Raw genomic sequence first — 13471 nt, 5'->3', positions numbered from 1 at the left:
ATTAACACTGTTAATTCAATCGTCTGCTGGCTTCTCGCAATTCCGGCAGACGATTACGCAATAGTTCGGCATCCGAGGCATGAGGCCGTTCGGCCAGATAGGCTTCCAGATCCTGCAGCGCTGCTTGCGGGCATTCCAGATTGGCATACGCGAGTCCGCGGTCGCGGCGCTCCGTTATTTCATCGGGCAGCAAGATCACCAGTCGCTGTTGAACGCCCAATACCCGCTGCCAGCGCGTGTGTTCGACAAACAGCGCCTTCAGGTTGCGCAGCATGCGTACCAGTATGTCGCGCGGGTGCGCCGCATGCAGATACGAGGCGAGCGGTATGTGGGCGGGATAATCTTGCTGTTCGAAGTAAGGCTCAAGCCGCTCTTCCAAGTCCTCTTTCGACAGGCTCATGCCGTTGAACGGATCGAGCACAATGTCGCCCGACTGCACGGAAAGTTTCATGAGGAAGTGGCCGGGGAAGGAAATACCTTTCACATTCAGCCCGATCTGTTGCGCCAGTTCCATGTACAGCACGGCCAACGAAATCGGGATGCCACGCCGTGTGCGGATTACACGATGCAGGTAACTGTTGTCGGGATCGTAATAGTTGTTGATGTTTCCCGCAAAACCCAGCTCGTGGTAGAAAAAGTGATTAAGCAGGCGCAGCTTTTGTACGTTCGATGCGTCCGGTGCGAAACGACGTTCGAGCTTTGCTGCAAACCGGTCGACTTCTGCCTGCACCGCCGCCAGATCGAGTTGCGGATCAACATCTTGCGCAATCGCCAGCGCCGCTTCAAACAAGGGGATTGAATCGTCCTGTTGCACCAAAGATGCAAAGTAATCCAGAGCTTTGATCATCATACAAGGATCATCATATAACCCCGACGCCGTCAAATAAAGGAAACGGGCAGCAAATCAATACAAGTGCCGCACGGTCAGTGCGCTGTGCGCTTGAAGTCCCTGAAGCGGAATCCCGTTGCAAGCAATGCGCCAAAATACGTGACGCCGCACGCCAGCAATACGCAGGCCAATGCGGCCACGCGCTGCCACGGGTGCGCTTGCAATGCGAGCCAGTCAAAATGACGAGCTCCCCACAATGCGACGCCAGCCAGCAGGCATAACGCACCGCTCAGTCGGACGAAGAACAATCCCCATCCTTTTTCAGGCACGTAGATTCCGCGCCGCTGCAAACCCCGATACAGGAAAATCGCGTTGATGCATGCGCCCAAGCCGATCGACAACGCCAGGCCCGCGTGTGCAATCCAGGGAACAAACAACAGATTCATCAACTGTGTGGCAATCAGCACGCCAATGGCTATCTTGACGGGTGTCTTGATATCCTGCTTCGCATAAAAGCCGGGGGCAAGAATCTTCACCAGAATGAGGCCAATCAAGCCGACTCCATAGGCAACCAGTGCGCGGCTTGTCATCGTGACCGACTGCAGATCAAATTTTCCGTAATGAAATAACGTTGCAGTAAGCGGTTCGGACAAGGTTGCCAGCCCGACCGCGGATGGCAGTGCCAACAGGAACGTCAGTCGCAAGCCCCAATCGAGCAGGGCGGAATATTCTGTCGTATTCGCATCCGCATGCGCCTTTGCCAGACTCGGCAACAGGATTGTGCCAAGCGCAACGCCCAGCAGAGCTGTTGGAAATTCCATCAACCGATCTGCGTACGACAGCCACGAAACGCTGCCATTTTCCAGCCGCGATGCGATATTCGTATTGATGATCAGGCTGATTTGCGCGACCGAGACGGCGAAAGTGGCGGGCACCATTTGCTTCAATACCCGTTTCACACCGGCGTCCCCAAGGGCTACTCGCGGGTTGAAACTGAAGCGAGGGAGCATGCCGATTCTGGATAGGGCAGGAATCTGAATTGCAATTTGCAGAATGCCACCGACAACCACGGCAAAGGCAAGTGCATACACAGGTTGTTTCATGTAAGGCGCGACAAACAGCGATGCACCAATGAAGGAGAGGTTGAGCAATACGGGTGTGATTGCAGGAATCCTGAATTCACGCCAAGTATTGAGTATGCCCCCCGCCAATGCCACGAACGACATGAACCCGATATAGGGAAACATGATCCTCGTCATCAATACCGACGCATCAAAGGCGAGGGTATTCGATTTCAATCCTGTTGCAATGAGATAAACAATCGCAGGAGCCGCAATGATGCCGAGGATGCATGTGAGCAGCAGAGTCCAGATCAATATCGTCGCGACATGGTCCACCAAATCTTTGGTCGCGGCATCGCCTTTCTGATTCTTGTATTCCGCAAGAATGGGTACGAAGGCTTGGGCAAAAGCACCTTCAGCAAATAATCGACGCAGCAGGTTTGGGATGCGGAAGGCAACGAAAAATGCATCCGTAAAGGCTGATGCGCCGAATGCCCGCGCAATCAAGAGTTCGCGCAGCAGCCCCGTCACACGCGAAAGCATTGTCATGCCGGAGACGGTGGCTAGCGTTTTATGCAGATTCATGGGCAGCAATTATAGCTGGGGAAACAAGTACAAGCGGACGCGGACGCATAGTCGGACCTGCCGCCAGTCTTGGTTTCACGGTGCGGGTGATGTGGGATTGCAGAGTTGCAGAGAATCGGTTGACATGCGGCTTTCTTTATTGCTCGTTTCTCAAAAAGCCGCTATAATCGCCAGCTTTACAGAATTCTGTCTCGGACCCGCACCAGCGATCCGGTTTCGTCTTAGGGAATATTCATGGCAAATACCGCACAGGCACGCAAGCGTGCTCGTCAAGCAGTCAAGCAAAACGCTCACAATTCCAGCCAGCGTTCAACGCTGCGCACTGCGATCAAGGCTGTTCGCAAGGCGCTTGAAGCTGGCGACAAGGCGGCCGCAACGCAAGTGTTCCAGTCCTCCGTTTCGACGATCGACCGTATTGCTGACAAAAAAATCATTCACAAGAATAAGGCCGCTCGCCACAAGAGCCGTTTGGCTGCTGCCTTGAAGGCGCTGGCCTGATTGCTTGACCTGCCCTCGATTGAGGGTGTGGAAGCTTGAAAAAACCTGCATGATGTTTTCATGCGGGTTTTTTCGTTTTCGCTGATTGCAATTTGCAGTGTCGGGCGGCAGTAAATCATGCCTTTGCCGTCATTGCAACATAATACGCACGCTGATTAGCGTGCGGGCGGCAGCCCTTCTATGGTGCTGCCAGGCTTGATATTTTTTTGTCTGAACCAGCCCCGATTCATTTCCAGTGCGTAGCGCACAGGTTTTTTCGCGCAATGGGAGTCGGCTGTCTGCGGCTGCATATCCTCGATATTGATGATTTTTCCGCTCTCGTCGATAAAGGCAACCGACAGCGGGATCAGGGTATTCTTCATCCACATGCAAACACCTGCCGGCGCGTCGAATAGAAACACCATTCCCTCGTTCGTCCCGAGTTTTTCGCGAAACATGAGTCCTTGCTGCCTTTCGGTATCCTTGGCTGCAACTTCCGCCTTGATCACGTGAATGCCTGCGGTTAATGAAATTACCGGAAATTTCGGAGGCTGCTGTGAAAATGCTGCTGTGCTCAAGATAAATGACGTTGCAAACAGCGCAGCGCGAAGAATGGCATTCGGGTTCATATGGTATCCGGCAGAATTTGCCGATAGGTGAGTGAAGAGTCGCAGGATAAAGAAGAAGGATATGTCAGCCTGCTTGTGTAGCGCAATGGTGATTCTTCGGAAGGATTCGGGGGGGGGCGACTTCTACGCAGGTTTGGCTGTCATTGCAAAACAGTATGCAATTGGAGCTGCAATCGGAAAATAAAAAAGGCAGGAAGAACCTGCCTTTTTTATCAAGCTGAATTGCAATTATTTCGAGGCTGCAGGTGTGGCAGCAGCTTTCTTTGCTTTCTTTGCTTTCTTGGATTTCTTTGCCTTCGGCGCAGCTGCTTCTGCGGAAGTGGCTGCCGGAGCGACTGCCGGAGCAGCGGCTTGAGCAAATACGGAGGTGGCAAACAGGCCTGCAACCAGAGCAGCGATCAGGTTTTTCATTTGTATAGTCCCTCGAATTAAGATATTGGTAACTCAGTGATTCGGATGAATCATTGCCAATAACGGAAGGAAACGCTGTCGGTTGACAACTTTTTGTGAGGCTCTGTGATTTTGCTTTGACCGGTGCCCAATTTTGAATCCTTGAGCGTTTCATTCACATATCGTGTGCACTTGAAAAACTTGTTCCACAATGGGCAATGCGGCATACGAGCATATGTGCGTACCTCTCACTTAACTGTCTCAGCCGAGACTTCCTGCCATTCGCCGGGCCAAAGCGGGTGGGTTTCCAAGGAAAACGGTCCAATAGCAATCCGAACAAGCCGTAGTGTTGGTAATCCGACGGCGGCGGTCATTCTTCGTACTTGCCGGTTTTTTCCTTCCGAAAGCGTAATTGCCAGCCAACTGGTTGGCTTGTTCGTGCGTTCGCGAATGGGTGGATTTCGTTGCCAAAGCCATTCCGGCTGCTGAATTTGTACTGCTTTGCAAGGCTGTGTCACAAAATCGCCAAGGTCAAGTGCTCCTTGCAATCGCCGAATGGCCGAGGAGTCGGGGGTTCCTTCGATCTGGGCGATATAGGTCTTGAACTGTTTGTGCTCAGGGTGGCTGATGTGGTGCTGTAACTTCCCGTCATCCGTCAACAACAGCAACCCTTCACTGTCGGCATCCAATCTTCCGGCTGGATATACATCGGGGATCGAAAGGTAATCAGCCAACGTCTCCCGCGTCGGATGAGGCGAGAATTGGCACATGACATGGTATGGCTTGTTGAATAATATGAGAGACATGCTACGCTTTTCGAACGGATGAGCGGCGGATGAGGGCTTCGAGAGCCAATGATTGCCTGTGTCCATGATATTGTTTTTTGGATGGCGTCGTTGAAGTATCGAAACGCCTGTTGCTACCGTAAAAGGTATGGCATACGGTAAAATACTGGTGCATAATGCGAAACGCTATCTTATGTCTTATATAAGACATGTTGGTTAAATTCAATCGGAATTTGACTTGCGGCGATCCTCCTATTTCCTCCTCAACCCCGGAGCCAACGATGTATCAACATATCAAAGTGCCTGCCGACGGCAAAAAAATCACCGTCAACCCTGATTTCGCGTTGAATGTGCCCGAGAACCCGATCATTCCCTACCTCGAAGGAGACGGCACCGGTATTGATATCACGCCCGTGATGATTAAGGTGGTTGATGCGGCTGTTGCAAAAGCATACGGCGGCAAGCGCAAGATCAGCTGGATGGAAATTTTCGCGGGTGAGAAGTCGACCAAAGTTTACGGTCCGGACGTCTGGTTGCCGGAAGAAACGCTGCAGGCCCTGAAAGAGTATGTCGTGTCGATCAAGGGACCATTGACTACACCGGTCGGTGGCGGCATTCGTTCCCTGAATGTTGCCTTGCGTCAGGAGCTTGACTTGTACGTCTGCTTGCGCCCTGTGCGTTATTTTAAGGGCGTTCCATCGCCTGTTCGTGAGCCCGAAAAGACTGACATGGTCATTTTCCGTGAAAATTCCGAAGATATTTATGCTGGCATTGAATGGCAGGAAGGTTCGGAAGGTGCGAAAAAAGTCATTGATTTCCTGATCAAGGAAATGGGAGTCAAGAAAATCCGTTTCCCGCAAACTTCGGGTATTGGTGTCAAGCCTGTTTCCCGGGAAGGTACCGAGCGTCTGGTACGCAAGGCGATTCAGTATGCGATCGATAACGACAAGTCGTCTGTAACGCTCGTTCACAAAGGTAACATCATGAAGTACACCGAAGGTGGCTTCCGTGATTGGGGTTATGCCTTGGCGCAAAAGGAATTTGGCGCGCAGTTGATCGACGGCGGCCCATGGTGCAAGTTCAAGAATCCGAAGACCGGCAAGGAAATCACTGTAAAGGATTCGATCGCCGATGCATTCCTGCAGCAAATTTTATTGCGTCCGAATGAATATAGCGTTATCGCTACCTTGAACCTCAATGGCGACTATATCTCTGATGCGCTTGCTGCTCAGGTTGGTGGCATTGGCATTGCTCCAGGTGCAAATCTGTCTGACTCAGTGGCAATGTTTGAAGCGACGCATGGCACTGCGCCGAAGTATGCTGGCAAAGACTATGTCAATCCAGGATCGCTGATCCTGTCCGCTGAAATGATGTTGCGTCACATGGGATGGGCCGAGGCGGCTGACTTAATCATCACATCGATGGAAAAGTCGATTACCTCGAAAAAGGTTACTTATGATTTTGCGCGTTTGATGGAAGGTGCAACGCAAGTGTCCTGCTCCGGCTTCGGAGACGTAATGATTGCGAATATGTAAGCTTGCTGAGACGAGTGCAGGACAAAGGCCGGATTTGATCCGGCCTTTTGCTTTGTGATTTGCTAAGTCAAACATGACTGAGATCAAGTCATGTTTGAAAAATTCGGGCGATGCTGCTGGCGCAGCCGACTTGTGTTGGTTGAATGCACAAATGAAAAAAACCCCGCTGGTGCGGGGCTCGTGATGCTTTTGCTAATCGGCGTGATTAGTTGGCTTGTTGAATGTTGGAAGCTTGCTTGCCTTTGGGGCCTTGCGTAACTTCAAACTGAACCTTTTGACCTTCTTTGAGGGTCTTGAAGCCATTCATTTGGATTGCGGAAAAGTGGGCGAACAAATCTTCACCGCCGTCATCCGGAGTGATAAATCCGAAGCCTTTGGAATCGTTGAACCACTTGACGGTACCTGTTGCCATAAAAGCGTCTTTCAAATAATAACCAATCACACGAGCCGTAAAAGCAAGAAGCCTCGCGTAACGCTGCGCCCCCTCTTGTCACCTGCTCTCTTCGTATTGACAATTGTATAACAACTGAATGTGTCAATACATACGATTGTTCCTGCAAAAAATACAAAAGTCAAGGCAACTTTCGGCACATTTTTGACTTTTTGCAATGTTCATACAACAACAAACAGGTTCAATCCTGGAAATACTCCTTGAATTAGGAGATTTGGGCATTATCTGCGTACCGGTGCGAAAGGGCGTAATATCAATATGAACATGGATTCCCCCTTACTTTTGCGTCTGTCGCAGAAGTTGAACGCTTTAGAATAGACGTATGGCAACTCAGCATGACAACGGGACGGTACTTGCGAGGCAAGAGCAGAAGCTTAAACCACCACCAATGTATCAAGTACTGCTTCTAAATGACGACTATACGCCCATGGAGTTTGTTGTCGCGATTATTCAGGAGTACTTTAATAAGGACCGAGAAACCGCGACGCAGATCATGCTCAAGGTTCATCGCGATGGAAAAGGTATGTGCGGCGTGTATCCTAAAGATATCGCGTCCACGAAAGTCGAACTGGTTTTAACGCACGCTCGGAAAGCAGGACATCCCCTGCAATGCGTGATGGAGGAAGCATGATTGCGCAGGAACTTGAAGTAAGTTTGCACATGGCGTTTGTTGAAGCTCGCCAGGCACGGCATGAGTTCATCACGGTCGAGCACTTGCTGTTGGCGCTGCTCGATAATCCGTCGGCCGCCGAAGTACTGCGCGCTTGCGCAGTGAATATCGAGGACTTGCGGAAAACGTTGGCCAATTTCATCAGTGACAATACGCCGACCGTGCCGGGAACAAGCGAGGTCGACACCCAGCCGACCCTCGGATTTCAGCGTGTGATCCAACGTGCCATCATGCATGTGCAGTCGGCTTCCAATGGCAAGAAGGAAGTGACCGGTGCCAACGTGTTGGTTGCCATTTTTGGCGAAAAGGATTCGCATGCGGTGTATTACTTGCACCAGCAGGGAGTCACACGTCTTGATGTGGTGAATTTCATTTCGCATGGCGTACGCAAGGATCAGCAAACCGACTCGCAAAAGGCGCCTGAGGGTGCGGAAGACGCGCAAACCGAAGGGCAGCAGAAAGAAAGTCCGCTTGATCAGTTCACCCAGAACCTGAACAAGCTTGCTGCCGAAGGCAAGATCGATCCACTTATCGGGCGTGAAGCCGAGGTTGAGCGCGTGATTCAGACTTTGTGCCGTCGCCGCAAGAATAATCCATTGCTGGTAGGCGAAGCCGGCGTGGGCAAGACGGCCATTGCGGAGGGACTCGCATGGCGCGTAACGCAAGGTGATGTACCGGAGGTATTGCAAAACGCTGTGGTCTATTCGCTCGATATGGGCGCATTGCTGGCTGGAACGAAATATCGCGGCGATTTTGAACAGAGATTGAAAGCGGTTCTCAAGCAGCTGAAGGAAAATCCGCACGGTATTCTGTTTATCGATGAAATCCACACCATTATTGGTGCAGGGTCGGCGTCGGGTGGCACTCTGGATGCTTCCAATTTGCTGAAACCGGCCTTGTCGAGCGGCCAGCTGAAATGCATTGGCGCAACGACATATACGGAATTCCGCGGCGTGTTCGAGAAGGACCATGCATTGTCACGCCGCTTCCAGAAAATCGATGTGAATGAACCGACTGTCGAACAAACCGTGCAGATTTTGCGCGGACTGAAATCGCGTTTCGAAGAGCATCATGGCGTCAAGTATTCGGCATCTGCGCTGACCTCTGCTGCGGAATTGGCTGCGCGCTTCATCAATGACCGCCACTTGCCGGACAAGGCGATCGATGTGATCGATGAAGCCGGTGCGGCACAGCGTATTTTGCCGAAATCCAAGCAGAAACGGACGATTGGCAAGTCGGAGATCGAAGACATTATCTCCAAGATCGCGCGGATTCCGCCGCAATCCGTCAATCAGGATGATCGTGCCAAGCTGCAGACGATCGATCGTGATTTGAAGAATGTCGTGTTTGGTCAGGATCCGGCGATCGAGGCGTTGGGCTCGGCGATCAAGATGGCGCGTGCCGGCTTGGGCAAGACCGACAAGCCGATCGGGTCGTTCCTGTTTTCGGGGCCGACCGGTGTGGGCAAGACAGAGGTCGCAAAGCAGCTCGCGTTCATCCTTGGCATCGAACTGATTCGCTTCGATATGTCGGAGTACATGGAGCGTCATGCGGTCAGCCGGTTGATCGGCGCGCCGCCGGGATATGTCGGGTTTGATCAGGGTGGATTGTTGACCGAGGCGATTACCAAGAAACCGCACGCCGTGTTGCTGCTGGATGAGATCGAAAAGGCGCATCCGGACATCTTCAACATCCTGTTGCAGGTAATGGATCACGGCACGCTGACGGATAACAATGGTCGCAAGGCTGACTTCCGCAACGTCATCATCATCATGACGACGAATGCGGGTGCGGAAAGCCTGCAGAAGCGCTCGATCGGCTTCACCGACAAGAAGGAGGCCGGCGATGAAATGGCGGATATCAAGCGCATGTTCACGCCGGAGTTCCGCAATCGTCTGGATGCGATCATCAGCTTCCGCGCACTCGATGAGGAAATCATCCTGCGGGTGGTTGACAAGTTCTTGATGCAGCTTGAAGAGCAATTGCACGAGAAGAAAGTCGAGGCTGTTTTCTCCGAAAGCTTGCGCAAGTTCTTGGCAAGCAAGGGCTTCGATCCGCTGATGGGTGCGCGGCCGATGTCACGCTTGATTCAGGACATGATTCGAAAAGCATTGGCGGACGAGTTGCTCTTCGGGCGTCTGGTTTCCGGTGGACGTGTGACGGTCGACTTGGATGAGAAGGAACAGATCAAGCTCGACTTTGCCGAAGGCGATGCAGCTCCGCCGTCAGCTCCGGAAGAAACCATCGAAGTGGAGTGATACGGAGTAATTCAGTTCAAAGTTGAACAACCCGAATTGCGCAAGCAATTCGGGTTTTTTCATTTTGGCACCGGCTTTTGCGATTGCGGTTTGAAGTTGGCGAAGTCTCTGCATGCTTGCGGGCATGCAGGGGAGGTTATTGGAACTTTCGCAGCGCGGTAGCGCACTCGCGTATGAGCGCGGGACCTCGATAAATCAAGCCGGTATAGAGCTGCACCAATGATGCTCCGGCATCGATCTTCACTTGCGCATCCTGTCCGGACAGAATTCCTCCCACGCCAATGATTGGCAGTGCGTCGCCCAGTTCTTTTTTCAGTGCGCGGATGATGGTGTTGGACAGTTCGAATGCCGGCGCACCGGACAAGCCTCCGGTTTCGTCCGCATGTGCCATGCCCTTTACGGCGTCACGTGTGATCGTCGTATTGGTCGCGATGACGGCATCCATCTTGTGCCGGAGCAATGCCTCTGCAATGGTTTTGACCTGTTCGCTATCGACATCCGGCGCAATCTTGAGGGCAATTGGCACATAGCGCGCATGCCTGTCCGCCAGACGCAACTGCTCATCCTTGAGCCGGGCAAGCAATGCATCGAGTTCGAACCCGCCCTGAAGCTGCCGGAGGTTTTTGGTGTTTGGCGATGAAATGTTGACTGTGACGTAGCTCGCGTATGGATAAACCTTTTCGAGACAAGTCACATAGTCTTCGGCTGCGCGTTCAATCGGGGTATCGGCATTCTTGCCGATATTGAGTCCGAGTATGCCTTCCTTGTTCTGATAGAACCGCGACGCTTGTACATTGCTGACGAAGGCATCCACGCCGCCGTTGTTGAAACCCATGCGATTGATGATTGCGTTCGCTTGCGGCAATCTGAACATGCGCGGGCGAGGATTGCCGGGCTGCGGTCGCGGGGTGACGGTGCCGACTTCGATAAAGCCGAATCCCAGCGAGGACAAGCCGTCGATATATGCACCATCCTTGTCCAATCCGGCAGCCAGTCCTACCGGATTGGGAAACGTGATTCCCATCACGGTTCGCGGATCTGTCTTTGGATGTGCAAAAGCTTTGGTCAGGCCCAAGCCGGCGGCGCGCTTGAGTGCCGGCAATGCAAGATTGTGCGCAGTTTCGGGATCGAGGGAGAAGAGGAAAGGGCGGGCGAGTGCGTAGAGAAGCTTGTCAGACATAAGGGTAGAAGATGGGCGGGCGGCTGAACGAGGCAATCGAGCAAAACGCCATGGATAAAGGCATTATTTTACCGTTGAGGTTGTAGAAAAACCCGAATTGCTCAAAAACCGGATCGGCAGAGCCGGCATGCTTTGTTCATGGCGTAACACACGAATGGGTGCGACATGGCGCGATTCAAACCGATCCACCAAGGCTTGAAACTGCTGCCGGTCGACTTTGACCGGCAAGTCATTCCCGGCAGTTTCGAATACGCGTTGTGCCATCTGGTCGATCATGAACTCGATCTGTCCGCCTTCCATGCCCGCTACAGGAATGAGGTCGATGGCGCCTCTGCCTTCGCCCCGGCGGTGCTGATCAAGATCATCCTGCTGGCCTGCAGCCGGGGCATCATCAGCAGCCGCAAGATGGAAGCGGCGTGCCGCGAGAATGTGCTGTTCATCGCCGTCTCGGGAGACAGCCAACCCCACTTCACCACACTGGCCGCCTTTGTCTCGAGCATGGGCGATACGGTTGCCCGACTGTTTGCGCAAGTTCTGCTCATTTGCGACCGTCAGGGCTTGATTGGACGCGAGATGTTCGCCATTGACGGCGTCAAGCTTCCGGCCAATGCGAGTAAAGCGAAATCAGGTACGCGCGCCGACTATCAGCGCCAGCTTGACAAGATGGAGCACGCGGCCAAACAGCTGCTGGAGAAGCACCAGAGCGCCGACAACGCCCCCACCGACGAGGCATTGGCAAAGCGCGAAGCGCAGAAACTGGAACGCCTGCAAAAGGAAGCGCAGCAGCTGCGCGACTGGCTCAACAAGAACCCGGAAGATCGCAAGGGAAGCAAAGGCAGCATTCGCCTATCCAATCGCACCGACAATGAATCGGCCAAGATGGCCACCGGCAAAGGCGTGATTCAAGGCTATACCGGTGTGGCCGCAGTCGATGAGAAATCGCAAATCATCGTCGATGCGCAGGCGCACGGCACTGGCTCGGAACAAGAACTGCTGCTGCCGGTGATTCAGGCCACAGAGGCACTACGCAGCGTCGAGACGGTGATCACCGCCGATGCCGGCTATCATTCGCAAGCCAATCTGAAGGCACTGGCCCAACTGCGGATCAATGCCTATGTGCCAGACAATGGTTATCGCAAGCGGGATGAGCGGTATGCGGACCGGCATGTCCATGCTGCCAAGCCTGACCCGCTGTGGAACAAAGCCAAACCACCAAAGAAATCCACATGCTTCAAGACGGCGGATTTCCGGCTGGCAGAGGATCGCTCCCACTGTCTTTGTCCGGCAGGCAAGCGGCTCTACAGCAACGGATCGAATTGCACCATCAATGGCTATGCGGCGATGAAGTTCAGTGGCGCCAAACAGGATTGCGTGCCGTGCGAACGGCGCAAGGAATGCTTGCGCACACCCGAGAAGACGGCAACCCGGCAGGTCTCCTTCTTCCAGGGAAAACGAGACATCCACGAAAATCATGTTGACCGGATGAAGGTGAAAATCGATTCGGATGCGGGTCGAGAAATGATCACGCGCCGCTTTGCGACGGTGGAGCCGGTGTTTGGCAACCTGCGCGGCAACAAGCGGTTGCACCGCTTTACGCTGCGGGGAAAAGCCAAGGTGGACGGGCAGTGGAAACTGTACTGCCTGGTACATAATGTTGAAAAACTGGCGAACCACGGTTATGCGCAATAAAGAGGCCGGAAGAATGCCGGCTCGCCGCGGTATCGCGCGAACAGGCTTGTCAGACAAGGCCTGTTTGCAGCGACGATGTTCGATAAAAACAGGAATCCGAAAATGAAAATCGCGGAATGGTTTGAAAAAATGCCGCCGCAGGCTGAACCGGGTGTTCAGAATGGGGTTTTTCTACAGCGTCGTTAGATCCATTCTTCCCATTTGCCGTGCCTGAGAGCTTCCAGCGGTTTGAAGTTGATCTTGTATGCCATCTTCGAACTGTCCTTGATCCAGTAGCCGAGATAAATGTAAGGCATCGCAAGGCGTTTTGCCTGCTCGATTTGCCACAGAACGTTGAATGTGCCGAACGATGCGCCAGCCACGTCCGGATCGTAGAAGGTATATACGGAAGAAAGGCCGTCGTTCAACACGTCGATAATGCTGACCATGCGCAGTGTTCCATCGCCTTCGCGGAATTCGACCAGACGTGTATTCACCTTGCTTTGAAGCAGAAACTGCGCATATTGATCGCGGCTGTCCTGGTCCATGCCGCCACCCGCATGGCGTGCGGCCTGATAGCGCAAATACAGCTCGTAATGCTCGGGAACGTAGGCAAGACTGGACACCCAAGTGTTCAAATCCTGATGTCGCGTCCAGGCACGGCGCTGACTGCGGTTGGGGGAGAAAGCCTCGGTTCTGACGCGCACCGGCACGCAGGCATGACAGCCATCGCAATAGGGGCGATACGTGAAAATCCCGCTGCGCCTGAAGCCATTCTGGACCAGTTCGGAATACACGTCGGTGTTGATGAGATGGGAGGGAGTCGCCACTTGCGAGCGCGCCTGACGATCATTGAGGTAGCTGCAGGGATACGGTGCAGTTGCGTAAAACTGCAGAGTGGCGAACGGCAGATCTTTCAGATGCGTCATGGGCCTGTTACCTGATTCCGATGC

General features: G+C 53.2%; 13 protein-coding genes. 5 read left to right on the top strand and 8 right to left on the bottom strand.

Annotation, left to right across the window (positions count from 1 at the left end; translation table 11 throughout):
- Positions 1 to 10 precede the first annotated feature (10 nt).
- Together D3870_RS12720 and murJ are read right to left on the bottom strand one after the other, a co-directional pair.
- On the bottom strand, positions 11 to 850 hold the full coding sequence (locus tag D3870_RS12720; RefSeq protein ID WP_119739610.1) for a SirB1 family protein: 840 nt from the start codon (positions 848 to 850) through the stop codon (positions 11 to 13).
- A 74-nt stretch (positions 851 to 924) separates the two neighbouring features.
- A complete protein-coding gene (gene murJ / locus D3870_RS12715; RefSeq protein ID WP_119739608.1) occupies positions 925 to 2475 on the bottom strand; it encodes a murein biosynthesis integral membrane protein MurJ in 1551 nt (516 codons plus the stop codon).
- A gap of 234 nt (positions 2476 to 2709) precedes the next feature.
- Between murJ and rpsT the strand changes: the two genes are divergently transcribed.
- Positions 2710 to 2973 carry a 30S ribosomal protein S20 gene (gene rpsT, locus D3870_RS12710; RefSeq protein ID WP_119739606.1) on the top strand — a complete coding sequence of 88 codons (264 nt, stop codon included), beginning with the start codon at positions 2710 to 2712 and terminating at the stop codon, positions 2971 to 2973.
- 155 nt (positions 2974 to 3128) lie between these two features.
- Here the strand turns inward: rpsT and D3870_RS12705 are convergent, their stop codons facing one another.
- The 3 genes from D3870_RS12705 to D3870_RS12695 form a co-directional block, all read right to left on the bottom strand.
- Complete coding sequence (locus tag D3870_RS12705) at positions 3129 to 3581, bottom strand: DUF192 domain-containing protein (protein WP_119739604.1); 453 nt, start codon at positions 3579 to 3581, stop codon at positions 3129 to 3131.
- A 228-nt stretch (positions 3582 to 3809) separates the two neighbouring features.
- A complete protein-coding gene (locus tag D3870_RS12700) occupies positions 3810 to 3992 on the bottom strand; it encodes a hypothetical protein (protein WP_119739603.1) in 183 nt (60 codons plus the stop codon).
- A gap of 227 nt (positions 3993 to 4219) precedes the next feature.
- A complete protein-coding gene (locus D3870_RS12695) occupies positions 4220 to 4777 on the bottom strand; it encodes a pseudouridine synthase (RefSeq protein WP_119742051.1) in 558 nt (185 codons plus the stop codon).
- Between the two features lie 260 nt (positions 4778 to 5037).
- Here D3870_RS12695 and icd point away from each other — a divergent pair, with 260 nt between their 5' ends.
- Positions 5038 to 6291, top strand: a complete 1254-nt coding sequence (gene icd / locus D3870_RS12690) for an NADP-dependent isocitrate dehydrogenase (protein WP_119739601.1) — start codon at positions 5038 to 5040, stop codon at positions 6289 to 6291.
- A gap of 205 nt (positions 6292 to 6496) precedes the next feature.
- On the opposite strand, the gene cspE is transcribed toward icd, so the two are convergent.
- Positions 6497 to 6703 carry a transcription antiterminator/RNA stability regulator CspE gene (cspE, locus tag D3870_RS12685; protein WP_119739599.1) on the bottom strand — a complete coding sequence of 69 codons (207 nt, stop codon included), beginning with the start codon at positions 6701 to 6703 and terminating at the stop codon, positions 6497 to 6499.
- Positions 6704 to 7064: 361 nt separating this feature from the next.
- On the opposite strand from cspE, the gene clpS reads away from it, so the two are divergent.
- Both clpS and clpA read left to right on the top strand, forming a co-directional pair.
- Entirely contained in the window at positions 7065 to 7373 is a 309-nt protein-coding gene (gene clpS, locus D3870_RS12680) for an ATP-dependent Clp protease adapter ClpS (RefSeq protein WP_088710310.1), read from the top strand.
- The gene (gene clpA, locus D3870_RS12675; RefSeq protein WP_119739597.1) at positions 7370 to 9670 is read left to right on the top strand and encodes an ATP-dependent Clp protease ATP-binding subunit ClpA; all 2301 of its coding nucleotides are present in this window, start codon (positions 7370 to 7372) and stop codon (positions 9668 to 9670) included. Before clpS ends, clpA begins: the two co-directional genes overlap by 4 nt.
- A gap of 136 nt (positions 9671 to 9806) precedes the next feature.
- Here clpA and D3870_RS12670 read toward each other — a convergent pair whose 3' ends face one another.
- The gene (locus D3870_RS12670) at positions 9807 to 10850 is read right to left on the bottom strand and encodes a quinone-dependent dihydroorotate dehydrogenase (RefSeq protein ID WP_119739595.1); all 1044 of its coding nucleotides are present in this window, start codon (positions 10848 to 10850) and stop codon (positions 9807 to 9809) included.
- Between the two features lie 165 nt (positions 10851 to 11015).
- Between D3870_RS12670 and D3870_RS12665 the strand changes: the two genes are divergently transcribed.
- Complete coding sequence (locus D3870_RS12665; protein ID WP_119739594.1) at positions 11016 to 12539, top strand: IS1182 family transposase; 1524 nt, start codon at positions 11016 to 11018, stop codon at positions 12537 to 12539.
- Positions 12540 to 12721: 182 nt separating this feature from the next.
- Here D3870_RS12665 and D3870_RS12660 read toward each other — a convergent pair whose 3' ends face one another.
- Positions 12722 to 13447 carry an arginyltransferase gene (locus tag D3870_RS12660; protein WP_119739593.1) on the bottom strand — a complete coding sequence of 242 codons (726 nt, stop codon included), beginning with the start codon at positions 13445 to 13447 and terminating at the stop codon, positions 12722 to 12724.
- Positions 13448 to 13471 lie beyond the last annotated feature (24 nt).

This window comes from Noviherbaspirillum cavernae, from assembly GCF_003590875.1.
GTDB classification, from domain to species: Bacteria; Pseudomonadota; Gammaproteobacteria; order Burkholderiales; family Burkholderiaceae_D; genus Noviherbaspirillum; species Noviherbaspirillum cavernae.
The sequence above is the reverse complement of the archived record's forward strand: the minus strand, read 5'-3'. Positions and strand labels throughout refer to the sequence as shown.

Bases quoted from the DNA above. Each gene is read 5' to 3' on its own strand.
- D3870_RS12720 (WP_119739610.1), bottom strand. From the start codon at position 850: ATGATGATCAAAGCTCTGGATTACTTTGCATCTTTGGTGCAACAGGAC.
- murJ (WP_119739608.1), bottom strand. From the start codon at position 2,475: ATGAATCTGCATAAAACGCTAGCCACCGTCTCCGGCATGACAATGCTT.
- rpsT (WP_119739606.1), top strand. From the start codon at position 2,710: ATGGCAAATACCGCACAGGCACGCAAGCGTGCTCGTCAAGCAGTCAAG.
- D3870_RS12705 (WP_119739604.1), bottom strand. From the start codon at position 3,581: ATGAACCCGAATGCCATTCTTCGCGCTGCGCTGTTTGCAACGTCATTT.
- D3870_RS12700 (WP_119739603.1), bottom strand. From the start codon at position 3,992: ATGAAAAACCTGATCGCTGCTCTGGTTGCAGGCCTGTTTGCCACCTCC.
- D3870_RS12695 (WP_119742051.1), bottom strand. From the start codon at position 4,777: ATGTCTCTCATATTATTCAACAAGCCATACCATGTCATGTGCCAATTC.
- icd (WP_119739601.1), top strand. From the start codon at position 5,038: ATGTATCAACATATCAAAGTGCCTGCCGACGGCAAAAAAATCACCGTC.
- cspE (WP_119739599.1), bottom strand. From the start codon at position 6,703: ATGGCAACAGGTACCGTCAAGTGGTTCAACGATTCCAAAGGCTTCGGA.
- clpS (WP_088710310.1), top strand. From the start codon at position 7,065: ATGGCAACTCAGCATGACAACGGGACGGTACTTGCGAGGCAAGAGCAG.
- clpA (WP_119739597.1), top strand. From the start codon at position 7,370: ATGATTGCGCAGGAACTTGAAGTAAGTTTGCACATGGCGTTTGTTGAA.
- D3870_RS12670 (WP_119739595.1), bottom strand. From the start codon at position 10,850: ATGTCTGACAAGCTTCTCTACGCACTCGCCCGCCCTTTCCTCTTCTCC.
- D3870_RS12665 (WP_119739594.1), top strand. From the start codon at position 11,016: ATGGCGCGATTCAAACCGATCCACCAAGGCTTGAAACTGCTGCCGGTC.
- D3870_RS12660 (WP_119739593.1), bottom strand. From the start codon at position 13,447: ATGACGCATCTGAAAGATCTGCCGTTCGCCACTCTGCAGTTTTACGCA.